The organism is Actinoplanes sp. NPDC051470, assembly GCF_040682035.1.
GTDB lineage: Bacteria > Actinomycetota > Actinomycetes > Mycobacteriales > Micromonosporaceae > Actinoplanes.
The window spans coordinates 193,484-218,895 of record NZ_JBFBAA010000013.1; the positions used below are offsets into that span (position 1 = coordinate 193,484).

General features: G+C 71.1%; 22 protein-coding genes and 1 tRNA gene. 10 read left to right on the forward strand and 13 right to left on the reverse strand.

The window, feature by feature from the left end; translation table 11 throughout:
- Positions 1-224 precede the first annotated feature (224 nt).
- Genes AB0M54_RS23760 through AB0M54_RS23770 form a run of 3 tightly spaced genes read right to left on the reverse strand, consistent with a single transcriptional unit; the run spans position 225 to position 3,199 of the window.
- Positions 225-1,715 (reverse strand): tripartite tricarboxylate transporter permease, encoded by a 1,491-nt coding sequence (locus AB0M54_RS23760; RefSeq protein WP_364473730.1) that lies wholly within the window; start codon positions 1,713-1,715, stop codon positions 225-227.
- Between the two features lie 36 nt (positions 1,716-1,751).
- On the reverse strand, positions 1,752-2,213 hold the full coding sequence (locus AB0M54_RS23765) for a tripartite tricarboxylate transporter TctB family protein (RefSeq protein ID WP_364332530.1): 462 nt from the start codon (positions 2,211-2,213) through the stop codon (positions 1,752-1,754).
- On the reverse strand, positions 2,210-3,199 hold the full coding sequence (locus AB0M54_RS23770; RefSeq protein WP_364332533.1) for a tripartite tricarboxylate transporter substrate binding protein: 990 nt from the start codon (positions 3,197-3,199) through the stop codon (positions 2,210-2,212). Before AB0M54_RS23770 ends, AB0M54_RS23765 begins: the two co-directional genes overlap by 4 nt.
- 95 nt (positions 3,200-3,294) lie before the next feature.
- Here AB0M54_RS23770 and AB0M54_RS23775 point away from each other — a divergent pair, with 95 nt between their 5' ends.
- From AB0M54_RS23775 to AB0M54_RS23790, 4 genes are read left to right on the forward strand one after another with little or no spacing between them, the layout of a single operon-like run.
- A complete protein-coding gene (locus tag AB0M54_RS23775; RefSeq protein WP_364473732.1) occupies positions 3,295-4,182 on the forward strand; it encodes a LysR family transcriptional regulator in 888 nt (295 codons plus the stop codon).
- A gap of 56 nt (positions 4,183-4,238) precedes the next feature.
- Positions 4,239-5,162, forward strand: coding sequence for a 5-dehydro-4-deoxyglucarate dehydratase (gene kdgD / locus AB0M54_RS23780; RefSeq protein ID WP_364332539.1), 924 nt, complete (start codon positions 4,239-4,241; stop codon positions 5,160-5,162).
- Positions 5,159-6,493: an enolase C-terminal domain-like protein gene (locus tag AB0M54_RS23785; RefSeq protein WP_364332542.1), complete on the forward strand. Its 1,335-nt coding sequence runs from the start codon at positions 5,159-5,161 to the stop codon at positions 6,491-6,493. Before kdgD ends, AB0M54_RS23785 begins: the two co-directional genes overlap by 4 nt.
- Positions 6,490-7,608, forward strand: coding sequence for a mandelate racemase/muconate lactonizing enzyme family protein (locus AB0M54_RS23790; protein WP_364473734.1), 1,119 nt, complete (start codon positions 6,490-6,492; stop codon positions 7,606-7,608). The genes AB0M54_RS23785 and AB0M54_RS23790 overlap by 4 nt, the downstream gene beginning before the upstream one ends.
- A gap of 1 nt (position 7,609) precedes the next feature.
- On the opposite strand, the gene AB0M54_RS23795 is transcribed toward AB0M54_RS23790, so the two are convergent.
- The gene (locus AB0M54_RS23795) at positions 7,610-8,158 is read right to left on the reverse strand and encodes a hypothetical protein (protein WP_364332548.1); all 549 of its coding nucleotides are present in this window, start codon (positions 8,156-8,158) and stop codon (positions 7,610-7,612) included.
- 124 nt (positions 8,159-8,282) lie between these two features.
- Between AB0M54_RS23795 and AB0M54_RS23800 the strand changes: the two genes are divergently transcribed.
- A complete protein-coding gene (locus tag AB0M54_RS23800) occupies positions 8,283-8,924 on the forward strand; it encodes a hypothetical protein (protein WP_364332551.1) in 642 nt (213 codons plus the stop codon).
- A gap of 155 nt (positions 8,925-9,079) precedes the next feature.
- Here AB0M54_RS23800 and AB0M54_RS23805 read toward each other — a convergent pair whose 3' ends face one another.
- The 5 genes from AB0M54_RS23805 to AB0M54_RS23825 form a co-directional block, all read right to left on the reverse strand.
- Positions 9,080-11,239, reverse strand: coding sequence for a hypothetical protein (locus AB0M54_RS23805; protein WP_364473736.1), 2,160 nt, complete (start codon positions 11,237-11,239; stop codon positions 9,080-9,082).
- A 42-nt stretch (positions 11,240-11,281) separates the two neighbouring features.
- Positions 11,282-11,410, reverse strand: a tRNA-OTHER gene (locus AB0M54_RS23810).
- A 225-nt stretch (positions 11,411-11,635) separates the two neighbouring features.
- Positions 11,636-11,794, reverse strand: coding sequence for an FAD-dependent oxidoreductase (locus AB0M54_RS23815; RefSeq protein WP_364332557.1), 159 nt, complete (start codon positions 11,792-11,794; stop codon positions 11,636-11,638).
- 104 nt (positions 11,795-11,898) lie between these two features.
- Entirely contained in the window at positions 11,899-12,405 is a 507-nt protein-coding gene (locus AB0M54_RS23820) for a hypothetical protein (protein ID WP_364473738.1), read from the reverse strand.
- Entirely contained in the window at positions 12,398-18,118 is a 5,721-nt protein-coding gene (locus AB0M54_RS23825; RefSeq protein ID WP_364473740.1) for a ThuA domain-containing protein, read from the reverse strand. Before AB0M54_RS23825 ends, AB0M54_RS23820 begins: the two co-directional genes overlap by 8 nt.
- A 246-nt stretch (positions 18,119-18,364) precedes the next feature.
- Here AB0M54_RS23825 and AB0M54_RS23830 point away from each other — a divergent pair, with 246 nt between their 5' ends.
- From AB0M54_RS23830 to AB0M54_RS23840, 3 genes are all read left to right on the forward strand, one after another.
- Entirely contained in the window at positions 18,365-18,697 is a 333-nt protein-coding gene (locus tag AB0M54_RS23830) for a helix-turn-helix transcriptional regulator (protein WP_364332565.1), read from the forward strand.
- Positions 18,694-19,473 carry a permease prefix domain 1-containing protein gene (locus AB0M54_RS23835; protein WP_364473742.1) on the forward strand — a complete coding sequence of 260 codons (780 nt, stop codon included), beginning with the start codon at positions 18,694-18,696 and terminating at the stop codon, positions 19,471-19,473. Before AB0M54_RS23830 ends, AB0M54_RS23835 begins: the two co-directional genes overlap by 4 nt.
- Positions 19,474-20,008: 535 nt before the next feature.
- On the forward strand, positions 20,009-20,392 hold the full coding sequence (locus AB0M54_RS23840) for a hypothetical protein (protein WP_364332574.1): 384 nt from the start codon (positions 20,009-20,011) through the stop codon (positions 20,390-20,392).
- Positions 20,393-20,617: 225 nt separating this feature from the next.
- Here AB0M54_RS23840 and AB0M54_RS23845 read toward each other — a convergent pair whose 3' ends face one another.
- Entirely contained in the window at positions 20,618-21,985 is a 1,368-nt protein-coding gene (locus AB0M54_RS23845; protein ID WP_364473744.1) for an amidase, read from the reverse strand.
- Between the two features lie 372 nt (positions 21,986-22,357).
- Here AB0M54_RS23845 and AB0M54_RS23850 point away from each other — a divergent pair, with 372 nt between their 5' ends.
- Together AB0M54_RS23850 and AB0M54_RS23855 are read left to right on the forward strand one after the other, a co-directional pair.
- Complete coding sequence (locus AB0M54_RS23850) at positions 22,358-22,507, forward strand: hypothetical protein (RefSeq protein ID WP_364332580.1); 150 nt, start codon at positions 22,358-22,360, stop codon at positions 22,505-22,507.
- Positions 22,504-23,964: an NAD(P)/FAD-dependent oxidoreductase gene (locus AB0M54_RS23855; protein WP_364473746.1), complete on the forward strand. Its 1,461-nt coding sequence runs from the start codon at positions 22,504-22,506 to the stop codon at positions 23,962-23,964. The genes AB0M54_RS23850 and AB0M54_RS23855 overlap by 4 nt, the downstream gene beginning before the upstream one ends.
- Before the next feature lie 55 nt (positions 23,965-24,019).
- Here the strand turns inward: AB0M54_RS23855 and AB0M54_RS23860 are convergent, their stop codons facing one another.
- The 3 genes from AB0M54_RS23860 to AB0M54_RS23870 all read right to left on the reverse strand — a co-directional run bounded on the left by AB0M54_RS23860 (position 24,020) and on the right by AB0M54_RS23870 (position 25,397).
- Positions 24,020-24,424: a DUF3592 domain-containing protein gene (locus AB0M54_RS23860; protein WP_364473748.1), complete on the reverse strand. Its 405-nt coding sequence runs from the start codon at positions 24,422-24,424 to the stop codon at positions 24,020-24,022.
- 14 nt (positions 24,425-24,438) lie between these two features.
- Positions 24,439-24,594: a hypothetical protein gene (locus AB0M54_RS23865; protein ID WP_364332589.1), complete on the reverse strand. Its 156-nt coding sequence runs from the start codon at positions 24,592-24,594 to the stop codon at positions 24,439-24,441.
- A gap of 119 nt (positions 24,595-24,713) precedes the next feature.
- Entirely contained in the window at positions 24,714-25,397 is a 684-nt protein-coding gene (locus AB0M54_RS23870; protein ID WP_364473750.1) for an SDR family NAD(P)-dependent oxidoreductase, read from the reverse strand.
- Positions 25,398-25,412 lie beyond the last annotated feature (15 nt).

Consider the following 25,412-nt stretch of genomic DNA (forward strand, 5'->3'; position numbering starts at 1 on the left):
ACCGCGGCCGGGTCCGGGACCCGGTGGGATCGCGCGGGAGGGCGAGCGGGCACGGACGTGGAGGCGTAGCGGAGCGAGCCGACCCTCGGCGGGAGCAGCGGTCGGTAGCACCCACGAAGCTACGACAGTCGTTCGATCTTCGATCATTTCGCCGCTGTGGTCAGGTCGAGCGTGGCGGGCGGGGTGGCGAGGCCGTTGGCCTGAAACACGACAGGATCTCCTCCCTAGGCGTCCTGCTGCTCCCGGGAGCTCGAGCGGCGGCGGATCAGGGCGCGGGCGGCCGGCAGCACCGCCACGACGAGGAGACAGGCGAGCAGGACGCCGGAGATCGGGCGGGTCAGGAAGCCGGCCGGGTTGCCGTCGAAGAGCAGCAGGGAGCGGCGCAGCGAGGTCTCCAGCAGGGAGCCGAGCACGAAGGCGAGCACCAGCGGGCCGGGGTCGAACCCGGCCTTCTTCATGAGGTAGCCGACGACGCCGAAAAAGACGACCAGGCCGATGTCGAAGACGTCGTTGCGGACGGTGTACGCGCCGATCAGCGTGATCAGGGCGGTGATCGGCGCCAGGATCGCCGGGCGGACCCGCAGGATCCGGACGAAGAGGCCGACCAACGGCATGCTCATGATCAGCAGCAGGACGTTGCCGAGGTACATCGAGTTGACGACGCCCCAGAACAGGTCGGGGTGCTCGGTGACCAGTTGCGGGCCGGGCGTGATGCCCTGGATGAGCAGCGCGCCGAAGATCACGGCCATCGTGGCGTTGGCGGGAATGCCCAGCGACAGCAGCGGGATGAACGACGAGGTGGCGGCCGCGTTGTTGGCCGTCTCGGGCGCGGCCACCCCCTCGATGGCGCCGTGGCCGAAGCGCTCGGGGTGGCGGGACCGGCGCTTCTCCAGCGCGTACGCCGCCAGCGAGGAGAGCACGGCGCCGCCGCCGGGAAGGATGCCCAGGAAGAACCCGAGGACACCGCCCCGGCCGATGGCGCCGGAGGCCTGCCGCAGATCGGCCCGGCTCGGCCAGATGTCGTTGACGGCGGCCGGCGCCTGGGTCGCGCGGTGGCGCTCTTCCAGGTTGTAGAGGATTTCGCCGAGACCGAACAGACCCATGGCGATGGGTACGAAATCGAGCCCGTCGGCCAGCGACAGGTTGCCGAAGGTGAACCGTTCCACGCTGATGAAGTCGTCGCGGCCCACCGTGGCCAGCAGCAGACCGGTGGCGGCGGCGATCAGGGCCTTGAGCTTGCCGCTGTTCGAGACGGTGGCGACCAGCAGGATGCCGAGCAGGGCGAGCGCGGCGTACTCGGGCGGGCCGAAGTCGAGCGCGAACCCGGCGACGAACGGCGCGACCAGGGTGAGCGCGATGATCGACAGGGTGCCGCCGACGAAGGAGCCGATCGCGGCGATGCCCAGGGCGGTGCCGGCCCGCCCCTGCCGCGCCATGGCGTGCCCGTCGAAGACGGTGACCACCGACGACGCCTCGCCGGGCAGGCGCAGCAGGACCGAGGTGATGGTGCCGCCGTACTGGGCGCCGTAGAAGATGCCGGCCAGCATGATGATCGACGTGACCGGCTCGAGGCCGAAGGTCATCGGCAGCAGGATCGCGATCGTCGCGGCCGGGCCGAGACCGGGCAGCACGCCGATGAGCATGCCGATGACCACGCCGAGCAGGCAGTAGAGCAGGTTCTTCGGCTCGAGGACGACGGCGAAGCCGTCAAGCACCGGGGACAGGGTGTCCAACGGTTCTCCGATCGCGGGTCAGAACAGGTGCGGGATGGTGACGCCGAGCGCTCCGACGAACAGCAGGTAGAACGCGGCGGTGGCGGCCAGGCTGACGACGGCCGAGAGCCCCCACGACTCCCGGCCGAGGAAGCGCAGCCAGACGAAGGCCAGCAACGCGGTCGGGATCTCGAAGCCGATGACGCCGACCACCACGACGAAGACCACCATGGTGGCGGTCGCGGCGAGCACCAGGAGCCCGGCCCGGGTGAACCGCTCGGCGTCCGCGGTGCGCCGGGCCCGCGTCGCCAGGACGACGCCGAGGACCGCCAGAACGGCGCCGACGAGCCCGGGCCACAGCCCGGGGCCGGGCGCGGAGGGACTTCCCAGCCCCAGCCGGACGGCGCCGGCGACCGCCGCGCCACCGAGGACGACGACGATCGCGGCGGTGACGAGGGCCGTCAGCGGTCCGGCGGCCGGCGGACGCTCGGGCTCGGTCACGACGTGCCGCTCAGATCGATCTTGTACTGCTCGGTGAGCTGCTTGTACGTGTCTCGGGACTGGTTCCACTGCTGCCGGAGCGTGGCGCCGTCGACCTCGTTCGGGGTGAGCATCCGCTGGACGTTGAAGTCCCGGTAGGTCTGCTCGGCGAAGGCTTTCCGGAACGCCGCCCGCAGCCGGTCCAGCACCTCCTTGGGGGTGCCCTTCGGGGCCACGATCGCCCGCGACTGCTGCACCAGGGCCTGGTAGCCGGCCTCCTGGGCGGTGGGCGTGTCCGGCATGTAGGCCGGCCGCTTGCTCGCGAACGTGACGATCGGCGTCACCTTGCCCGCCTTGATCTGCGCCTGCCCCTCCCCCAGCTGCACCGAGGCCACGTCGACCTGCCCGCCGAGGACGGCGGTGAGCGCGGAGGCGCCGCCGTTGAACGGCACCGCGGTGGCGTTGATGGACGCCTGGGCGAAGAGCAGTTCCTGGCTGAGCTGGCTGCCGGTGCCGACGCCGGTGGTGGCGAACTTGATCGGCCGTTTGGCGTCCACGATGTCCTTGACCGTCTTGAATCCCGTCTCCGGGTTGGCGACGAGGATGTAGTCGTCCTGCGAGACGCCGGTGACCACCTCGTAGTCGTTGATGTCGACGGCCTGGTCCGCGGCGACGGCCAGTGGGGTGATGTAGGCCAGCGACCCGTTGAAGACCATCAGCGTGTAGCCGTCGGCCTTCGCCCCGGCCAGTTCCTTCGCGGCCACCCCGCCGTTGGCGCCGGCCTTGTTCAGCACGGTGACCGGCTTCGTCAGGTCGGCCGAGGCCGGGTCGGCCAGGGCGCGGGCGATGAGGTCGGTGCTGCCGCCCGCGTCCTGGCCGACGAGCACGCTGACCGCCCGCTCGGGGAACGACGAGCCGGCTTCGCTCGTGGAGTCGTCGAGGTTGCCGCCACACGCGCTCAGCGCGAGGACGGCGACTGTGGAGGCACCCAGAACCCTGCTACGCATGGAGTCTCTCCAGAATGTGAGGCGGGTCACGAGCGTATGACCGGGTATTCATGCCTGTCCAACTCTCTTATGGCATTGATTGATACCTTTCTGGCATGACATACACCCTGGATCAGCTCCGTGGTCTGGTCGCGGTCGCCGAGGAACTGCACTTCGGGCGGGCCGCCGCCCGCCTGCGGATGACCCAGCCGCCGTTGAGCCGTCAGATCCAGAAGCTCGAGGCCGCGATCGGCGTGCACCTGCTCGACCGGGACAACCGCCGGGTCGCCCTGACCCCGGCCGGCGAGGCGTTCCTGCGCGAGGCCCGGCGGATCCTGGCCATCGCCGAGGCGGCGCCCGACCTGGCCCAGCGGATCTCCTCGGGCACCCGGGGGCTGGTGCGGGTCGGGTTCACCGCGGCGTCGACCTTCGGCATCCTCGGCCGGCTGCTCAACGAACTCGAGCGGCGCCTGCCCGAGGTGCGCGTCGAGCTGTTCGAGATGGTCACCCGGGAGCAGGTCGCCGCGCTCGCGGCCGAGGATCTCGACCTGGGCCTGGCCCGGCCGCCGTTCGACCCCGACCTGTTCGACTCGCGGCTGCTGCACCGCGAGGCGCTCCTGCTGGCCGTGCCCGAGGGTCATCGGCTGACCGGTCTCGACCGGCCGGCCGCACCCGGCGACCTGGCCACCGAGCCGCTGATCTTCCACTCCCAGCAGCGGGCCCGCTACTTCTACGACCTGGTGGTCAGCATGGTCCCGCTGGCCCAGGAGCGGGTGGTGCAGAGCGTGAGCCAGATCCTCACCATGCTCTGGCTGGTCTCCGCCGGTCGTGGCCTCGCCTTCGTGCCGGCCTCGGCCACCCTGCTCGGCATTCCCGGCGTGGCCTTCGTGCCGCTGGCCACGCCGATCCGCGAGCCCGTCGAGCTGCACCTGCTGTGGCCGCGCCGATCGCCGAACCCGGCCCTGGCCAAGGTGCTGAACGTGCTCGATGCTCTGACGGTATGACGCGATGCGCAAACACTCTTGGACACGCATCGTGGCGGCTGCCTACCGTGACCGGGGTGACGCCGACTCCGCCCGATGAACTCGCCGCCCGTCTCGCCACCGGTCTGCTGTCCTTCCCCGTGACCCACTTCGACGACGACCTCGCCCTCGACGAGACCCGCTACCGCGACCACCTCGCCTGGCAGGCCGGGTTCGGCGTCGCCGGGCTGTTCGCGGGCGGCGGCACCGGCGAGGGCTTCTCGCTGACCTCGGCCGAGATCGACCGCGTGGTCCGGGCCGCGGTCGGTGAGGTCGGCCATCTGGTGCCGGTCGTCGCCCCCGCCACCGGCGGCACCGCGCAGGCCTCCGCACAGGCCGAGGCGGCCCAGCGGGCCGGGGCCGCGGGACTGCTGCTGCTGCCGCCCTACCTGACCGAGGCGACCCAGGCCGGCCTGGTCGCCCACATCAGCGCGGTGTGCCGGTCGACCGAGCTCGGCGTCATCGTCTACAGCCGGGCCAACGCCGTCCTGGACGACGTCACCGTGGCCGAGCTGGCCGACCGCAACCCCAACCTGGTCGGGCTCAAGGACGGCGTCGGCGACATCGAGCGGATGACCCGCACGTACGCCCGGCTCGGCGACCGCCTCATCTACATCGGCGGGCTGCCCACCGCCGAGACCTTCGCGCTGCCGCTGCTCCAGCTCGGCATGAACACGTACTCGTCGGCGCTCTACAACTTCGTGCCCGAGTTCGCGCTGCGCTTCTTCGCCGCCGTCCGGGCCCAGGACCGCGTCACCGTCTACCAGCTGCTCAACGAGTTCGTCATCCCGTACCTGGACATCCGCGACCGGGCCCGCGGCTACGCCGTCTCGATCATCAAGGCCGGCCTGACCGTGGTCGGCCGGGACGGCGGCCGGGTCCGGCCACCGCTCACCGACCTGACCGGCGCGGACCGGGCCGACCTGGCCGCCCTGGTCGACAAGGTGCGGGTGGCGACATGAGCGCGCCGGCGCCCACCGTCGCCCGCGTCGAGGTCATCCCGGTCGCCGGGCACGACAGCATGCTGCTGAACCTCAGCGGCGCCCACGGGCCGTTCTTCACCCGTACCGTCGTGGTGGTCACCGACAGCGCCGGCCAGGTCGGGGTGGGCGAGGCGCCCGGCGGGGAACCGATCCGGCGCACCGCCGAGGCCGCCGGTGAACACCTGATCGGCCGGTCGATCGCGCGCTTCGGCACGGCGCTGCGCGAGATCGGCGCCAGCTACGCCGTTCTCGACGAGCGGGGCCGCGGGCCACAGACCTTCGACCAGCGGGTCGCCGTGCACGCCGTCACCGCCCTGGAATGCGCGCTGCTCGACCTGCTCGGCCGGCATCTCGGCGTGCCCGTGGCGGAGCTGCTCGGCGACGGGCAGCAACGCGCCTCGGTCCCCGTACTCGGCTATCTCTTCTATGTCGGCGACCGCACCCGGACCGACCTGCCCTACCTGGCCGAGCCGGCGCCGGCCGACGACTGGGAGCGGCTGCGCCGCGAGCCCGCGCTCACCCCGGAGTCGATCGTGGCGCTGGCCGAGGCGGCGCAGGCCCGCTACGGCTTCGCCGACTTCAAGCTGAAGGGCGGTGTGCTGGCGGGCGAGGAGGAGATCGAGGCGGTACGAGCGCTCGCCGCACGCTTCCCGGCGGCCCGGATCACCATCGACCCCAACGGCGGATGGCGGCTGGCCGAGGCGGTCGCGCTGTGCCGGGACCTGCACGGCGTGCTCGCGTACGCCGAGGATCCGGTCGGCGCCGAGGGCGTCCTGTCCGGGCGGGAGACGATGGCCGAGTTCCGCCGCGAGACCGGGCTGCGCACCGCGACCAACATGATCGCCACCGACTGGCGCGAGCTGGCCCACGCCGTACGCGGGCAGGCCGTTGACATTCCCCTCGCCGACCCGCACTTCTGGACCATGCGCGGCTCGGTCCGGGTCGCGCAGCTGTGTCACGACTTCGGGCTCACCTGGGGCTCGCACTCCAACAACCACTTCGACATCTCGCTGGCCATGTTCACCCACGTCGGCGCGGCCGCACCCGGCGAGATCACCGCGCTGGACACGCATTGGATCTGGCAGGACGGGCAGCGGCTGACCCGCGAGCCGCCGCGCATCCGGGACGGGCGGATCGCCGTACCCGATCGGCCGGGCCTCGGGGTCGACCTGGACCGCGACGCCCTGCGCGCCGCGCACGAGCTCTATCTCGCGCACGCCCTGGGCGCCCGTGACGACGCCGCCGCCATGCGATACCTGGTGCCCGGCTGGCAGTTCGACCCCAAGCGGCCCTGCCTGGTGCGACCGTGACCGCCGACCGGATCGCCGGGATCACGCTGTCGTCGGTGACGCTGCCGCTGACCGCCGCGATCAGCGACGCCAAGGTGCTCACCGGCCGGCAGCGCCCGATGACCGAGGTGGCGTTCCTGGTGGCGGAGATCCGCACCGATGACGGCCACGAGGGCCTCGGGTTCGGCTACAGCAAACGGGCCGGCGGTCCGGCCCAGTTCGCGCACGCCAGGGAGGTCGCACCGGACCTGATCGGCGAGGACCCGAACGACATCGGCCGGCTGTGGACCAAGCTCGTCTGGGCCGGCGCGTCGGTGGGCCGCAGCGGCGCCGCGACCCAGGCCATCGCCGCGCTCGACGTGGCGCTGTGGGACCTGAAGGCCAAGCGCGCCGGCCTGCCGCTGGCCAAGCTTTTGGGCGCCTACCGCGACTCGGTCCGCTGCTACGACACCTCCGGCGGGTTCCTGCACGAGCCGATCGACCGGATCCTCGACAACGCCACCGCCTCGCGGGCGGCCGGGATCGGCGGCATCAAGATCAAGGTCGGCCATCCGTCGGCCGCGGTCGACCTGGCCCGGGTCCGCGCCGTCCGCGAGCACCTGGGCGACGACTTCCCGCTCATGGTCGACGCCAACCAGCAGTGGGACCGCACGTCGGCCCAGCGCATCGGCCGTGCGCTGGAGGAGTTCGGGCTGACCTGGATCGAAGAGCCGCTCGACGCGTACGACGCCGAGGGACACGCCGCGCTGGCCCGCTCCCTGGACACCCCGATCGCCTCCGGTGAGATGCTCACCAGCGTCGCCGAGCACCACGAGCTCATCCGCCTCGGCGCCGTCGACGTGATCCAGCCCGACGCACCGCGGATCGGTGGCATCACCCAGTTCCAGCGGCTGGCCGTGCTGGCCGAGCACCGCAACCTCACGCTGGCGCCGCACTTCGCCATGGAGATCCACGTGCACCTGGCCGCCGCGTACCCGCACGAACCGTGGGTCGAGCACTTCGACTGGCTGCACCCGCTGTTCGACGAACGCCTCGAGATCGGTGGCGGCCGCATCCACCTCTCGGACCGTCCGGGTCTCGGCGTCACCCTGAGCGAACAGGCCCGCGCCTGGACCGTGGACCGGGCCGACATCTGAGCTACTTTCCGGTGCGGAGAATCTTGCTGACGGCGCCCGAGCTGACAGTGAGGGACCAGCCGGTGGTCGTGGCGACCAGGTCGGCGCGGGTGATCTTCGGGCCGCGGGGCTGCGGGCAGGGCTGGCCGACCGCGGGCGCGACGGAGGTGCCGGAGATCCCCGCGTACGGGCCGGTGATCCGGAAGCCGGTCGGCACGGGCTGCCGGTCGTACCCGGTGGGCCCGCCCGGACGGCCCGCGCGGACCACGACGTCGGTCAGGTCGAACCGGCCGAACTCCCGCTGGTGGGCCACCGGGAACGGCGCCTGGCCACACCGGACCGAGTACGTGTCCCTGGTCCAGAAGTCGTGGCCGAAGACCAGCCCGTCGGCGCGGGCGGCCAGCTTGGCCTCGCTCCAGCCGAACGCCTTCCGCACGTCCGCGGCGCCGGCGAACCCGGTCTTGGCCACCGGGTCGTAGCGCAGCGAGGCGGTGGCCGGGACGGCGTACCCGAGGCCGGCGATGAGGGTCGCCCCGGCGACGGTGACCTGGACGATGCGGCGCGAGACCATCTCTGACCCTTCGATTGCGGCTTCCTACCGCGATCAACGATCATGGCGTCCAGACGTCGCGCCCGAAATATCCTGCCCAAACGGACCATGAGCACGGAGAGTGATCACCCCTAGGCTGCCCCTCATGCGTCTTCTCCTGGCCGTCTTCCTGGCCGTGACCAGCGCCGGACTGGTGGCCACACCCGCGGTGGCGGCCACCGCGGGGCCGACGATCTCCGCCCCGGCCAGCACAGCCGGTTACCAGACCGTCGCCATCACCGGCACCGCCACGCCCGGCGCGACCGTCGAGCTGTACGAGTCCGCCTACCAGTTCCACGCGTTGCAGCCGGCCCTCTACTGGCAGGACGGGAGCAACGCGCCGATCACCACCACGGCCGCGGCGAACGGCTCGTACCGGATGACGCGCTGGGTCGACACCGGGTTCGAGTTCGCGGTCGTGGTCGACGGCGTGATGTCGCGGACGGTGGTGGTCCGCAACCGGGTGGTCCCGATCCTGACGGTGGTCTCGGGCAAGGCCGGCACGGTCACCGCGAGGATCGTCGAGACACCGGCCCAGCCGTGGCTCACCGTGCGGATCGAGCGCAAGAACGCCGACGGCACCTGGTCGGCGGTGGCCCGCGGATACACCCTCGAGCACGGCGTCTGGTCCGTGGTGGTCAAGCAGACCTCGCGCCGGACCTACACCTACCGCGCGTGGGTCGGCGGGGACACCGAGTCGGCGCTGCTGGCCGCGTACAGCACGGCCCACGCCGTCAAGATCCGGTAGTCGCCCGTCACCGATGGGCGCATGTCACGGATGACATGCGCCCACCGGCGCGACCCGAGGAGAGCGCGGGCGCTGATTGCCAGACCCCCGCTTGCGCGGAGGTACCGATTCGAACGGGTGAGAAGGAAGCGCCCGCATGGCCTCGGATGTCGTCACTATGCCGGGATCAGCTCGCTGAGCCGATCCAGGGTGTAGGCCTCCGATCCGTCCGGCAGCCCGTCCGGAGCGTCGAGACCGATGAACATGACCGGCTCGTCCGGCGCCCGGCCGTCCCACATCGTCACCTCGGCCCGCGAGCGCCAAAGGTCGACCAGGTAGGACACGGTCAGGTAGCGGCGTTCCATCAGGGCCCGCACGCGGTGGGCGGTGGTGAACGTGTTGTCCTCCACCCGGTTGAACGACGGCCGGCCGCGCAGGTAGAGGTGCAACCACACGGCCTGCCAGCCCGACTCGCCCCGGGCGAACACCATCGGGAGGGCGACCCGGCCCGGGCCACGCATCTGCGAACGCGCCCGCACGGTCCGCGCGTCGAACGGGGCGCCGGCCTGCTCGGGCGTACGCGTCTGGTAGCCGAACATCGACTCGGCCGCGTCGTCGAACGACTCGCCCGAGTAGATGTACACCTGCGGGGCCACGTAGCTGCCCCGCACGGTCAGCGGCACGTCGATGAACTCGGTCGCGCCGTCGGCCGCGTCGGTGATGTCGCCGGAGTGCACGACACCGTCGTGGCGGTAGTTCGTCCACGACACCTGGCCCGCCGTCTGGAACTCGTCGTCGAGCAGCAGCACCGACAGGTCGTAGTCGGTGCGGCGGTCGCTCTGCCGCCAGTAGGTGAAGAACCGCAGCACCTCACCACTGACCGGCGCCCGCGAACCGCGCGGCAGCACCGCGAACCCGCCCTCAGCGGCCTTGCCGGACAACGGCAACGCCACGTCGAGCACGTCCGGGTCGACGAGCAGCGGAAGCGCCGGCTCGGGCAGCCGGGCGCCGATCTCGGCGTCGAGCCGCGCCGACACCTCGGCCAGCAGTTCCGGCGGCAGCGTGGGCCGCAGGTCGGGACCGACCCAGGCCCGGCGCGAGCGGTTCACGTACATCCGGGCCGACGCCGGCGTCATCCGGTTGGCCACATGCTCCCGCAGCGAGCAGAGCACCCGCCCCGATGCCGTGCCGAGCGCACCCGACACCGCCTCGAGCACCGCGGCCCGCTCGGACACCGGCGCCAGCCGCAGCAACCGGTCGGCCGACCGCAGCAGCAGACCGGGCGCCGCCGACAGCACCGACGCGGCCTGGCCGATCGCGCCGGCCCGGAACGCCGCCTCGGCCCCGCCGGACAGGCTCCCCAGCCGCCGCTCGCCACGCGCGACCGCGAACACCTCACGCGCGTGCGGCCACTCGGCGTGCTCGTGCGGGTGGAGCCGCTCCCCCAGCCGCTTCCACCGCTCGGCATACCGGGCGACGTCGGCGAGCTTGACCGGGCTCGTACCCACGACCTCGTTCAGCGCGGCCAGCAGCACCCGCCGCTCCCGGCGCCGGAACCCGCGGAATCGCGTCGGCGTCGCCAGCGAGACGTCCCCGCCGGAGACGTGGCAGGCGAGGCGCAGCACGTCGGTGGTGCTGTCCACGGCGACCAGCGGCCGGCCGAGGACGAGCCGCACCCCGTTGAGCACGGCCCGGTTCTCGCGCACCGGCACCTCGGCCGGCTGCTCCGCGTCCATGCAGGCCACGGCGAGCTCGCCGAGGATCGCCAGGTCGGCCTGGCCGAGCGGGGTCGTGCTGCCGGCCAGGGCCGCGTACAGCCGCGCCGCCTCCGCCTCGGCGCTCTCGCCGAGACGCAGCAGCGTCAGCCGGTCACCGGCCGAGGCGACCAGGGCGTCGTGGACGGCCAGCAGCTCGGCGTACGTGTGCTGATAGGCGCCGTACCCCGGCAGGTCGAGCAGGTTCACGCCACCCGCGGCGAGCGCGTCGCGCAGCTCCGCGTCGGTTGCCGGGTCGCCGCCGGCCGGCACCGCCGCCCGCAGCCGCTCCACCCAGAACTCCACGGTGTCGGGCACGTCGTGCGGGAAGCCGATGAAGTAGGCGTTGTGTCGCACGTGGTCGCCGACCAGCTCGCGCACCGCGGACACGACCGTGGCGGCGAGATCCATCGCCGGTCCCGGCGCCAGCCCGCCGACGTGCTCGAGCAGCGGCCGCGAGGCCGAGAACCCGGCGTCGAGCAGCGCCGCGTCCAGCTGCCGGGCCACCGCCGCGCCGTCGCCGGACGCGCCCACACTCGCCGGCACGCGCAGCGTCTTCTGAATGATCAACTTCTCCAGCATGTGAACCTCCGTTCCGCCGGACGTCGTCGTGGACAGATGGTGTGGGCCGCCGGGGACTCGAACCCCGAACCTTCCGATTAAAAGAGTGAGAAGGAAGCGCTCCCATGACCACCGAGGCGGAAAGCGGACGCGCTACACAGTCGAATGCTCTGCCAGTTGAGCTAACGGCCCCTGCGATGGATCATCGCAGGGGCCGGGTCGCCGGAGCCATCGAGTTTCGCGGCACACAGGTCAGTCCACTCCCCATCTCCGGTGGTGGAAGTGCAGGACGCGGTCGCCGAACTCCGACGCGATGAACTCGGTCGAGGTGACCACGACGCCGGCGCGGGTGAGGTCGCCGCCGGGCGCGTGGGCGCACCCAGGCCTCGTAGAGCTCGGCGCCGGCCGGGATCGTGGTCAGCGCCGCCCGGAAGTCGCCGGCCGGACGGTCAGCGTGTGCGCGTGTCCCCCGGCGACCTCACCCGCCTCGAAGAGGACCACCTCGTGCCCGGACCCGTCCAGCATCCACGCCGCGCTGAGCCCGGTGATCCCGGCCCCGACAATGGCGATCCTCACCCATCACCCACCCGCGAAGTCTCCCGCCCTGATCGACGCCGGCCACCATCCGAGCGTCCGATGGGGACATCCGTACCCGGAAGTCTTCCCCGGACAGCTGAACCTCAGCCGACCGGCGCGCGCCGGCGGATCACCGCCAGCAGCAGCAGGGCGACGACCGCCACCGCGGCGAGGACGCCGAGCGCGAGCGGCCACCGCGACGAGGGCTCAGCCCGGTCCTGAGCCACCGATGCCGGGGCGGTCTGCGCCGCCCGGGCCCGCACCTCGACGGTCACCTTGGTGGTGTTCGGGGCCGGGGCCTGGACGGTCACCTTCCACGTCCCCGGGGCCAGGATCGGGCCGCTGGAATAGAAACCCTGCCCCTCGCCGGACGGGGCGAGCTGGACCGGGCCGACGGTCCGGCCGCCCTCGGCGGTGGCGCTGAGGACCAGCCGGACCACGGTGTCCAGGCGGTGGCCGTCGGCGTGGACGGCCTGGACGGTGACGCCGGTGGCGCCGTCGCCGGCCACCTCCAGCTTGAGCTTTCCGTCGTGGGCCCGGGCCGGGCCCGCGACCGGCAGGATCGCCAGGAGCAGGCCGGCCAGGACCGCCGCCGCCAGGCGTCTACCCACGTGGCTTGACCCGGGTCGGGTCCCCGGCGAGCCGACCGGCGACCTTGGCCGTGCCGCCGAGCCGGGCGATCATCGCGTCGGCGTCGCGGGCCAGGGTGGCGCGGACGTCGGCGTCGGTGACCAGGGCGGCGTCGCCGGCCAGGGCCTTGAACGCGGTCAGCTGCTGCACCGCCCGCTTGTCGTTGCCGGCCGCCTCCGAGGCGCGGACCGCGTCCAGCTTGGTGGACAGCTGCTTGTGCGCCTTGGTGGAGAGCCGGCCGGTCGCCTTGAACCGGTCGAGCAGGTTCTGCATGTCGCGGAACGAGGTGGCGTTGAAGAACCTGACCGTCGTCGCGGTGACGTTGCCCGCCTTGTCGGTGGCGGTCGCGGTCAGCTCGTGCAGGCCGAGTGGCAGCTCGTACAGGGCCAGAAGAGCGCCGTTGGTGTACGCCCGTCCGTCCAGCGTGGCCGAGGTGGTCGCGATGCCGGAGGCCGGATCGACCGCCTGCCACGAGATCCGGACGTCCTGGCTGTCGCCGTAGAGCTGGCCGTCGGCCACCCCGGAGACCAGCAGGGTCGGCTTGGCGCCGTCGATCCGTACGATCGCCGACTTGAGGGTCTCGGCGTTTCCGGCCTTGTCCGTGGCCCGGTAGAGCAGCTCGTGCTGCCCGTCCCCGGCCACGTCGACCGGCGCGGTGTACGCCGTCCAGCCGCCACCGTCCAGCGACCACTCCAGCTTGCCGACCCCGGACCCGGCGTCGGCCGCGGTCAGCGTGATCGGGACGGCGCCGTTGTGCCAGCCGTTGTCGTTGGCCGGCGCGAACTGGGCCGTGGTGACCGGCGCCGTCCCGTCGATCCGCACCGCGACCGACTTGGCCGCCTCGACGTTCCCGGCCTCGTCGGTCGAGCGGAACCGCACCTCGTGCGTCCCGTCGCCGCTGACCGCGATCGGAGCGGTGTACGCGGTCCAGGCGGTCGCGCCGTCCAGCTGGTATTCGGTGCCCGCGACACCGCCGGCGTCCGTGGCGGTCAGCGTGACCGTGACCGGCCCGGTGTGCCAGCCGCCGACCGGCGTCCCGGACACCGCGGCGCTGGTCACCGGGGCGGTGGTGTCGGCGTTCCCGGAGGTGAGCCGGAAGTAGTCGAACGCCGCCGTCTTCGAGGCGGTCTGGGCCGCGCCGAGGGTGAACAGGCCGGTCTTCGGCGCCGCTCCCACCGCGGCGTTGGTCAGCGACCCGAGCGACGTCCACTCGGTGCCGTCGGCCGAGTAGGCGGCGGTGTAGGTGGTGCCGGCCTTGACCAGTTTCAGGTGCCACACCGCCGAGGTCAGGTTGCCGGCCTGCGGTTGCGGGTCCTGCACGGCCCCGCCGATCTCGCTGCGGAACTCGAGCCGCCGGCTGACCGGCTGCCCCGCCGTGTTGTCGGCGACGAGGTCGAGCTTGATGTAGTTGTCGTCGTCGCCGTACACGAGCAGCCCGGCCTGCTGGTACTGCTCGTTCAGCAGGCTGCCGTCGACCTTCGTCTGCACGGTCCAGTCGCCGGCCGGCGCGCCCTGCAGGATGAAGTTGGCCGGCCCGGTGTTGCCGGTGCCGTAGATGTCGCCGTTGGGCACGTCGATCCGCAACGCCCCGTCGGTGACCCGGTAGGTCGCCGGGTCCTCCCGGACGATCGCGTCCCACCGGCACTTGTCGAGCGTGGCGCCGGTGAACTCGTCCGACGGCACGACCGGTTCCGCCGGGGCGTCCGGGGTGAGGTGGAACCAGTCGAAGACCGCGTCCACGACCGGCGCCTCGGTGCCGCCGTTGAGGGCGAAGAGCCCGACGCGCGGGTTGGTGATGCCGGCCAGCGCGGCCGCCCGGCCGACCGGGGTGAAGGTCTGGCCGTCGGCCGAAGCCTCCGCCGTCAGGTTGGTCCCGTCGCTGGTCACCCGCAGGTGGATCACGTCACCGGCGGGCGCCGGGGTGCTGTCGCCGCCCTCGTTGCGGGGCGTCCCGGCGGTCTCCCGGATGAACTCGGCCGTCCGCGCGCCGTTGAAGAGCAGGTCGAGCTTGGCGTAGTTCTCGTCGTCGCCGTAGACGATCAGGCCGGCCTGCTGGTAGTTCGCGGTCACCGGGACGGTGATCCTCGTGGTGGCCTGCCAGGCCCCGCCGGGCGCGGGCCGCACGACCAGGTTGGTGGCGTCGTTGCGGGCGCCGTAGAGGTCACCCACGGCCGTGGGCAGCCGCAGCGCCCCGCCGGAGACCGAGAACGTCTGGTTCTCCCGGACCACCGACCACCGGTCCCGGTCCAGCGCGGTGCCGAGGAAGTCGTCCGAGCGCGCGCCGAGGCAGGCGTTGTTCGGCGCGTCCACCTTGATGGGCACGTTCGTGTACGCCTTGGCGCCCCGGCTGTCGGTCACCGTCAGCGTCGCGGTGATGTTGCCGGGCACCCGGTAGGTGTGGGTGGCGTCCAGGGTGTCCGCCGTGCCGCCGTCGCCGAAGTCCCAGGCGTACGTCAGCGGGGTGTCGCCCTCGTCGTCGGTGGCCGTGCCGTCGAACGCGACGGCGAGCGGCGCCGTGCCGGTGGTCGGGGTGGCGACGGCGCTGACCTTCGGCGGCGCGTTGTCGGTGACGCCCTTGCCGAGGAAGTCCATCCAGTTGACGTTGATCAGCGAACCCGCCCCGCCGGCCGGGTCGCGGACGACGAAGAACAGCGACGTCGCGCCGGAGGCGGGAACCGGGGTGGTGACGTCGGCCCAGTTCTGCCAGCCGCCGGTGCCGGGCACGGTGGCCGTGGCGACCAGGGGCCCGTCAGCGGCGTTGGCGTGGATCTCGATCCGCCCGCCGGCGACGTCCGAGGCGACCCGGAAGCGGATCGACTCGATGCCGGTCAGGCTGGCCGGGTCGAGCGACCACCAGTCCCCGTCCTCGATGAAGCCGATGTTCTGGCCGCCGCCGACCGGGTCGCTGGTGGTCTCGCGCTGCACACCCGGGTCGCCGCCGCCGGTGGCGCCGGCCACCCGGCCGGTGCCGGTGAAGTACTCGGCCTGCTTCCGCTTGGGTTGCAGCTTCTCGATCGCGCGCCCGGTGAGCGGCTCGGCGCCGCCGGCCCCGCCGTTGTCGGTGTAGGTCGCCTCGAAGAGGGCGAAGACGTTCGCCTCGGCGCCGTGCCCGGAGGCGAGGGCGGTCTGTACGGTGCCGGTGCAGCCGGTGTGCTGCTCCAGCGGGTGGGCGTGCTCGTCATGGCCGAGCAGCACCTGCAGGCGTACCCGGTCGCAGTGGATCTCGCCGTCTTCCGGGTCGTTCACCTTGACCGTGTACTTGATCTGGTCGCCCCATTCGAAGAAGCCACCGGCGGGCGGGAACTCGATGGTCACCGTCGGCGCGGTGTTGCCGACCGTCACCGGAACGTTGGCCACCGCGGTGCGCCCCTTGGGGTTGGTCACGGTGAGCTGCGCGGTGTAGTTGCCGGCCGTGGTGTATGTGTGGCTCGGGTTGGCCTCGTCCGACGTGCCGCCGTCACCGAAGGTCCAGGCGTAGGTCAGCGCGCCGCCGTCCGGGTCGCGGGATCCGGCGCTGGAGAACCGGGCGGTCAACGGCGCCGGCCCGGAGGTCGGTGTGGCGCTCGCCGCCGCGATCGGCGCGCGGTCACCGGCGATGTAGTCGATCCGGTAGACCCCGGAGTCGTCGTTGTTCCCGCCGAAGCCGGTGCCCCACTCGATCATGTAGAGCGCGCCGTCCGGACCGAACTCGAAGTCCATCGGACGGTTGAAGCTCATCCCGGTCAGCATCTGGTTGATGTCGACCAGGGACCGGCCGTCGGCGGTGACCTGCATCGAGTACATCTTCGACTGGTTCCACTCGCCGAACATCGCCTTGCCGTCGAAGTAGGCCGGCCACTTGCGCGCGGAGTTCAGCGCGGCGTCGTAGCGGTAGACCGGGCCGCCCATCGGGGCGCCGCCGCCGCCGATCTCGGGGAAGCGCGGGTTGCCGCTGTAGTCGTAGTCCACGGTGGCGCTGACCACCGGCGGCAGCGCGGTCAGACCGGTGTTGTTGGGCGAGTTGTTCACCGGCGCGGCGCAGTCGAACTTCGCCCCGCTCGGGCCGGACGGGAACTGGTAGTCGTTGTACGCGTAGCCGGCGCCGGTGCAGTACGGCCAGCCGTAGTTGCCCGCCCCGACGATGTTCCATTCCACCGTCCCCTCGGGTCCGCGGTTGGGGTTGGCCGCGCCCGCGTCCGGTCCGTAGTCGCCGACGTAGAGGGTGCCGGTGGCCGGGTCGGTGCCGATCCGGAACGGGTTGCGGAAGCCCATCGCGAAGATCTCCGGGCGGGTACGCGCGGTGCCCGCCGCGAAGAGGTTGCCGGCCGGCACGGTGTAGGTCCCGTCGGCCTCCGGGTGGATCCGCAGCACCTTGCCACGCAGGTCGTTGGTGTTGCCCGCGGTCCGCTGGGCGTCGTAGTCCTGCCGCCCGGCCCGCTCGTCGATCGGGGTGAAGGCGTCCGACTCGAACGGGTTGGTGTTGTCACCGGTGGCGAGATAGAGGTTGCCGTCGCGGTCGAAGGTCATGCTGCCGCCGGCGTGGCAGCAGGTGTTGCGCTGGGTGGTGACCTGGAGGACAACCTTCTCGCTGGTCAGGTCGATGGTGTCGCCGGTGACGGTGAACCGGGACAGCAGGTTGCGCGCCACCCCGTCGTTGCGGGCGTAGTAGAGGTAGACCCAGCCGTTCTCGTCGAAGCCGGGGTCGAGCCGGAGGCCGATCAGGCCGTCCTCGTTGCCGGTGAAGACATCGAGATCAATGGCGGTCACCGTACGCCCGGTGTCGGGTTTGACTATCTGCACCCGCCCGTCGCGCTCCACATAGAACACCCGGCCGTCCCCGGCGATGTCCAGCTCCATCGGGTTGCTGGTGTTGGCGTCCAGGCTGACCTTCTCGAAGCTCGCGGTCAGCGAGGCGCCGCAGTCGGCGTCCAGCACCCCGGCCGCGGTCTGGATGCCGCCGAGCAGGTGGGCGAGGAACTGCGGGTCGGCGTACGACTCACTCGTGTGCCCGCCGCCGGTGTACCAGGCCCGTCCCCCGTCGTAGTCCTGGCACCAGGCGGTCGGGTGGTCGGCGCCCATCGCGCCGGCGCCCGGGGTGTAGCTGGTCTCGTCCAGGCTGGCCAGCACGTGCACGTCGGCGCGCGGGTTGGTCTGGAAGTTGTACCACTCGTCGAAGCGCGACCAGCGTTCCGGCAGCTCGGCCGTGGACGGGTGGGCCGGGTCCTCGACCTTGACCGTGGCCTGCTGGTTGGCCGGGTGGCTGGCGAAGTAGGCGCCGACCAGCTTGCCGTACCAGGGCCAGCTGTACTCGGTGTCCGAGGCGGCGTGGATCCCGGCGTACCCGCCGCCGGCCTTGATGTAGCGCTCGAAGGCGGCCTGCTGGCCGGCGTCGAGGACGTCCCCCGTGGTGGAGAGCCAGATGACCGCCCGGTACTTGGCCAGGTTGGCGTCGGTGAACGCGGCACCGTCCTCGGTGGCGTCGACGGTGAACCCGTTGGCCGCGCCGAGCTGCCGGATGGCGGCGATCCCGGCCGGGATCGCGTCGTGCCGGAAGGCGGCGGTCTTGGAGAAGACGAGGACGGAGTAGGGGTCCGCGGCGGCGGGCGCCTGAGCCGCCGCCGGCCGGACGCCGGGCCCGCCGATGAGGACGGTCGCCAGCAGGGATAACGACAGCAGGGCAGCCGTGAACAGGCCGCGCGCAGGGTGGCGGGACACGTGATCTCCTCGTCCGGGGTGGACCATCGGTCGCTCGGGCCAGCCCGTCGGGAGGCGTCCCGTGTCTCGACATCGAGATTTGTTTATTGCCTGTACAAACTTCAGCCGCGGCCTCTGTGTCGGGCAAGAGTTCAACATGTAACAGTTTGATAACCGGGCGTCACATAGCCGACCGTCCTAACCGGAAAGGCCCAATTCGATCGATCTTCTTGACGCCTAGCATGCCTATGCCTAGTGTTCCTGGGCGTGGACATCCGTGGTCATCTCGACCTCCTGCTGCTGTCGGTGTTGAACGACGCCGGCCCGGTGCATGGTTACGCCGTGATCAGCGCCCTGCGCGACCGCTCGGAGGGCGCCTTCGACCTGCCCGAGGGCACGGTCTATCCGGCCTTGCAACGCCTGGAGCGCGCCGGCCTGGTGGCCAGTCACTGGGACGAGGCCGCACCCCGCCGGCGCCGCGTCTACCACCTCACCGACGAGGGCCGCCGCGCCCGCGCCGCCAAGAAACAGGAGTGGCGCGGCTTCGTGGTCGGCGTCCAGTCGGTGATCGGCCCGATGACCGCCGGCGGCCACGCGTGACCGCCGCGCTCCCCCACGACCGGGGCCAGGGGCTCGTCGACACCTACCTCGACGAGATGTTCGAGCTGCTGGCCGGAACCGGCGCCGAGGGCCGGCGGCTGCTGGCCGAGACCGAGGACCACCTCACCGAGGCGGTCGCCGAGGGCCGCGCCCGCGGTCTCGACGCCGAAGCCGCCGAACGCGACGCGATCAACCGTTTCGGCGCGCCGGCCGTCGTCGTCCGCCGGCTGCCGACAACCAGAATCGTGGTCCGCCTCGACCTGCGTCCGCTGCTCGTCGGGGCCTGGGCGTTCACCGGCACCTTCCTGACCTGGTACGGCCTCAGCGGCGCCCTGACCTGGCTGCTGAGCTGGCCGTGGACCCGCCTGCTCATCGCGACCGACCGGTTCGGCTCGACCATGATGTGCGATCCCTCGGCCAGGTGGCTGAACCTGGACGAATGCCTGGGGGCCTACCAGCAGGAGGTCGCGCTGGTCCCCTACGCCGACAACGACTTCCCGTACCTGCTCGCCGGCGGCGCCGGGCTGCTCCTGCTGCTCGCGTTGCTGTTCGCCCGGCGCCTGGGCGACCTCGGCACCCCGCCGTGGACACCGCCGCGCCGCGCCACGAGCCTGGTGTTCGCGATACTGTTCGGCCTCGGCGGGCTCGCCATGACCATCGAGGGACTCCACGGCATCACCCTCGACGTCCAGTACTACGTGCTGGGCGAGGTCACCGCCGGCCTCCTGGCCGCCGGCATCGGCGTGGCCGCGCTGCGGCACGCGCGCCGCTCCTGAAACCTGGTGAGGCGGTACGCGTCTCCGCCGGGGTTCGAGTCCCACGCAATCGGCTCGGAGGATGAGCCCAGCTGGGCGGCTCCAGCTCTGATCGCCCAAGGCCGCAAGCGCCGCTATGTCTTCACGCTACGTTCGCAACCTGCGCACGCGCTCGGCGGCAGAAGAGAATGCCGGAATGGTCGGTGATCGACGACGCTGCACGCGGATGGAGCGGATGGAGCGTTCCGGCCGTTCGACATCGTGATCTCATACGGGGACCTCGCCGAGGCGCGGCGAACCGGCGTCCAGGTGAAGGTCGCCCCGACATAGCGAGGCGCTCGGGAGGCGAAGTGTCACAGAGTGTGCCAGTGCCGGTTTGGTGGTTCCGGACTGACCGCGGTGCGCGGGCAACGCGCCCTGACCCGCGGCGGAGACCGATGGAAGGTCAGGCCGCGACGTTGACGTTGACTCCCGCTGTGACACTTGCCGAATGACCGAGATGGCAGCGCCGACCGCCCCGCCCACCCCGGACGGCCGGCGGCGGACCAGCCGCCTCGTGGCTTTCGCCGTGGCTGGGGCCGTGATTGCGCTCGGGATATTCCTCTGTTGGCCCCGAATCAGCACAATCAAGACGTTCACCCAGCCGCCGTCGGTGACATATGCCGACGGCTCCACCCACACTGCGGTCCTCAAACGGGTGAGAGCGCCGATCGCTGTTCTCGGCCTGACGGACACCATCGACTTCGCGCCGAACCACTACGAGATCTACCTCGGCCGCGACCCGGGCGGTGACTACGGCCACCACCTACGGCTGGACGCTACCGGAATGGACCCCTCGGACATGACGGTCGAATGGACCCCGGAAGGCGCCTGGCTCACCTTCCCACCCACCGGTCACCGGATCTTCGTCCCAGCAGACACCTTCGTGGGCGGCCGCTGACGGCAACCATCCGGGCCGGCCTCATTGGCCGCGAGCCGCGATCACCGCCAGGGCGACGACGGGATCCTCGCCCGCCGACGCGGCAGCGCCCGGCCGCATGCAGCCAACCCGCCGCTGGTCTCACCGACTGCCCCGCAACCCTCCGACGAGGCGAAGACCAAGAGCCTGAACGCGTCCGGACGTCGCCACGGTCTTGAACCTCGGCCTCGTCCGCTGCGGCGCTGCTCAGAAGGGAGGCCGCCGACCGTGGACGGGACTGACCGACTCCAACCGTCCGGCCAGAGCGAGGACGGCCTCGTCCTCGCCGCGCCGCCCGACCAATTGCACGCCGATCGGCAGTCCGTCGGCGCTGGTGCCGAACGGCAAGGACACGGCGGGCTGTCCGGTCAGGTTGAACGGCACCGTTGCCCGCATCACCGCCCGGGCGGGCACCAGTGTCTCTCCGATCTGCTGGCGAGCTTGAGCGTGCCGTGGCGCGGGGAACGGGGCGACCGGGCAGATCAAGAGGTCGTACGCCGAGAACCAACGGTCCAGAGCGTCCCGCAGCAGGTCGCGCTCGTGCTCGGCCGCGAGGCGATCGCCGTCGGCGACGTCGCCGACGGCGATCGTCTGCGCGGTGACGGCGTGGAGCTCCGATTCCCTTCCCGCGGTGATGGATCTCAGGTACGGGACGATCTCGGCGGTGAACAAGATCCTCGAGAGCCGCGTGCAGTCGTTCTGCGCCAGCCAAGGAAGGGCGGCGGGCTCGACGCGCAGACCGAGATCGGCAGCCGCGGCGGCGGCCGCGGTGACGGTCGCCTGTACGTCGGGATGAATCGGTCCGAACGCATCGATGTTCCAGCCGATACGCGAGATCGGGCCAGGTCGGCCGGCCGGCGGCACCGAGGCGTACGGATCGTGGCCGTCCGGCCCGCTCAAGCAGGACAACGCCAGACGCAGATCCCGTACGCTGCGGGCCATCGGCCCCACGTGCCACCATCGCTGAAGTACGGGCGGGAAGTGACCCGTGCACGGCACCCGTCCGTGGGTCGGCTTGATCGCCGCGATACCGGTGTCGTGCGCCGGGCCGCGCACCGAGATCGCGACATCGCTGCCTAGACCGAGCGGTGACAGGCCGGCCGCGATCGCCGCCGATTCGCCTCCGCTCGACCCGCCCGGGGTTCGCCCCGGGTCATAGGGATTGAGGGAACGTCCGGCTACCAGATTGTCGGTCTCCGTCCAGTACGACATCTCCGGCAGATTCGTCTTGGCCAGCAATACACCGCCCGCCGCTCGGATCCTGGCCACCGCAGTGGCATCGGCAGCCGGCACGTACTGCGAGAAGATGCGCGAACCACGGGTGGTCCGTACATCAGCCGTATCGAAGGAATCCTTCACCGTGAAGGGAACCCCACCCAGCCGGCCCCGTGGCCGCCGCGCGGCAGCCGCGAGGGCTTGCTCGCCGAGAACGGTGACGAACGCGTTGACGCGGTCACCCACGACTTCGATCCGATCCAGGTGCGCCTGGATCACCTCGACCGCAGTCACCTCGCCGACCGCGATCAGGCGCGCCAGCTCGGTGGCGTCGAGCCAGGTCAGATCCGTCGAGTCCATCAGCGGATCAGGCGGAGGCGCCGGTACGCCCTGAGCATGCGGCGCTCGGGGGCCGTACTCCCAGCGGGTTCGTCATGACCGCACTCCTTCGCATCGGGCCTTCGCCGGTCTCGTTCCTGGCCCATCGAGAACCAGTGATCCCGAGCCTGAGACGCCCGCAAGTCTGACACCACGCGGCAGCTGAAGTGCCCCGACCTTACCCAGTACCGCGAAGTGGTTCGGCGTGTCCCGCCACAGCACCAGGCGGCTGCGGTTGCGACAGGGCAACAGCGCTGCCCTTCCGTGGTAGCCGGCTTCGCCCGGTGCAAGGTTGCCGGTACGGCAGGGCAATGTGGCCGTGAGCGCCACCACCCGGCTCTTAGGGTTTGTCGCATGGATCCTCTCCACCTTCTGGCTTCCGTGCCCGGCGTCAGCGGCGGGACGCCGGTCTTCGTGGTCGCCGGCGCGCAGCTGACGGACGGCAAGCCGATCGAGTCGCTTTCGTTCCGCAAGGGCGAGCGGCTGATGGCGGTGGGCCGGTGACGGCGATCCCCGACGACGCCCGGGTCGCCGTTATCGGCGCGGGGTTCGGTGGACTGTGCATGGCGGTCGCCCTGCGCGACGCGGGCTGTACGTCGTTCGTGGTCTTCGAGAAAGCCGGCGAGGTGGGCGGCATCTGGCGCGACAACACCTACCCGGGCTGCGGCTGCGACGTGCCCTCCCACTTGTACTCGTACTCGTTCGAGAAGTACCGCAGCCGGAACGTGCGGTTCCCGGGGCAGCCGCAGATCCTGGACTACCTGCGCGGTGTGGCGGACAAGTACGGGTTGCGCGGGCACCTGCGTACGAGCACGGAGATCGTGGCGGCCGAGTACGCCCAGGAGACCGCCTCGTGGACGCTCACGACCGCCGCTGGTGAGCGGATGGTCTTCGACGTCGTCATCTCCGCGGTCGGCCAGTTGCACCGGCCGCACGTCCCGGTCATCGCCGGGCAGGACAGCTTTGCCGGCCGCGCCTTCCACACGACCGGGTGGGACCACGGGCTGGAGCTCACCGGCAAGGACGTCGCGGTGATCGGCACGGGCTCCAGCGCGGCCCAACTGCTGCCCATCGTGGCGGAGCGGGCCAGGCACGTCGACGTCTACCAGCGGACCCCGAACTGGGTGATCCCGAAGCCGAAGGCGGAGTTCGGCCAGGTCACCCGTTGGGCGCTGGGTCGTGTCCCCGCCCTGCACGACGTCGTCCGCGCCGGCACCTATCTCGCGGCGGACCTGGCGCTGTCGCCGGTCATCAGCCGGGGATGGTCGTTCCGGCCCGCGCGGTGGGCGGCGCTCGCGCATCTGCGCCGCCAGGTCCCGCAGGCCGAGCTCCGCCGCCGGTTGGTGCCGGACTACCCGATCGGATGCAAGCGGATCGTCATCGACAACGGCTTCTACCCGTCGTTGACCCGGCCCAACGTCGACCTGGTGACCGACGGCATCGAGCGGATCACGCCGAGCGGGCTGCGCACCGGCACCGGTGAGCAGCGGCGCGCGGACGTGATCGTCTACGCCACCGGCTTCCGGGCGACCGAGTTCCTCGTACCCATGAAGGTCGTGGGCCGCGGCGGACGTAGCCTGGACGACCAGTGGTCGGACGGGGCCGACGCCTACTACGGCATGGCTGTGCCCGGCTTCCCGAACTTCTTCCTGGTGCACGGGCCGAACACCATCCTGGGCCACAACTCCAACGTCTTCATGATCGAATGCCAGGTCAGGTACATCATGAAGTGCTTGAGCCTGCTGCCCGGCGCGGTCGAGGTGACCGAGGCGGCAATGGCCGGCTACGGCCGCTGGCTGGCCCGCCGGATGCGCCGGACGGTCTGGTCGGCGGGGTGCTTGAGCTGGTACAAGACCCCTACCGGCCGGGTCACCAACCCATGGCCTGCCGCCACCATGCGCTACTGGTGGCTGACCTCGCGCAACCCGCGCCCGGCGTTCACCCGACGGGCACCAGGCTAGTCAGTCGTCTGATGGCTTTGGGGCGCCTTATCGGCTAGGAGAACGTCGTTCGAGACTATCGAGCGCCGTTGCGTATACGCCGACCCGTGTGAATGATCGCCAAAAATCCTACGCAAAGCATGAACACACCTATACCTGCACACATCAAGATCGCAGTCCACAGAGGTTCATGAGGAATCGTGGCGCGAGTCGGCTCGTCCGGGTCGTACTTGACGACGACCTCGGCGCCTGCGTGAACTGCGGGGGCTCCCCGGATGCGTTCAGTGAATTCGTAGAGTTCGTTGTCCGGTGTACGGAAAGAGACATGATAGGTGCGGAATCTTGCGGAAAGCGACTGTGTCGTTCCTTCTGTCACCGTGCCGGTCGCCTCGGCATAATCGGGATACCCCTGACCTTGCCAAACCATGTTCACGGCCGCGCCCAGGAGTACGACCCCTACTCCTACGATGATCGCCCCCATGACGAGCGAACGTTTCACCGCGGACCGTCCGGATGAACTCGTGCCGTGATCGTCGCGGGTGCGGCCGTTGACCACTCGGATTTTGGGCACACGCCGATATCTCGGGGAAAGCGGCTGATGTGTTCCTTCACGAAGACCTGAGTCTCGAAATCCAGCTTTTCCGCTGCCATGCTTCCTGTCCCTGCCATTAGCTCAGTTCATGGGCCGGGTGACGAAATCCCGCAGCTTCCGAGGCGCCGTGCGGCGCCGCCCGCCCTGGCTCGTCAGGCCAACGCGCTCTGAGGCCCGGTCACCAGGCGACGTTTCCGTCGGGGCCGATGAACTGACCGCTGGGACCTTCCCGCCCGAGGCCGGCCACGCGCGCGATCACCGCTGCCGCGGCCGGGATCGGCTGGCCGACCGCTCGGCCCATCATGTCCGTGCGGGTCAGGCCGGGATCAACGCAGTTGATCCGGATGGCGGGGTAGGCCTTGGCGTACTGAACGGTGAACATGTTGAGGGCGGCCTTGGAAGCGCGATACACGTCCGCCGGGTAGGCGTTGAACTCGTCCGCCGGATCGGCCGACTTGGTCAGCGAGCCGATGCTGCTGGTCACGTTGACGATCCTGGGTTGCGTCGACGTGGACAGCGCCGGCAGGAAGGCCGTGCTGACTCGTATGGTCCCCAGGACGTTGGTGTCGAAGACTCCTTGCACGAGTGCGGCGGTGAGCTGCCCGATCGGGGTCGGCGCTTCGAGCACCCCCGCGTTGTTGACGAGGACGTCGAGCTGTCCGACCGTGGCCGCGGCGGCTGCGACGGAGGCGTCGTCGGTGACGTCGAGCCGCACAAAAGTTCCGCCAAGCTCGGCTGCGGCACGCTTGCCGCCTTCCTCGTCGCGGCACCCGAGCCAGACGTTGTCGCCCCCGGCGATCAGCGCCCTGGCTGTCTCGTATCCGATACCGCGATTAGCACCGGTGATCAGGACCGTTGACATTGTCGTTTCCGATCC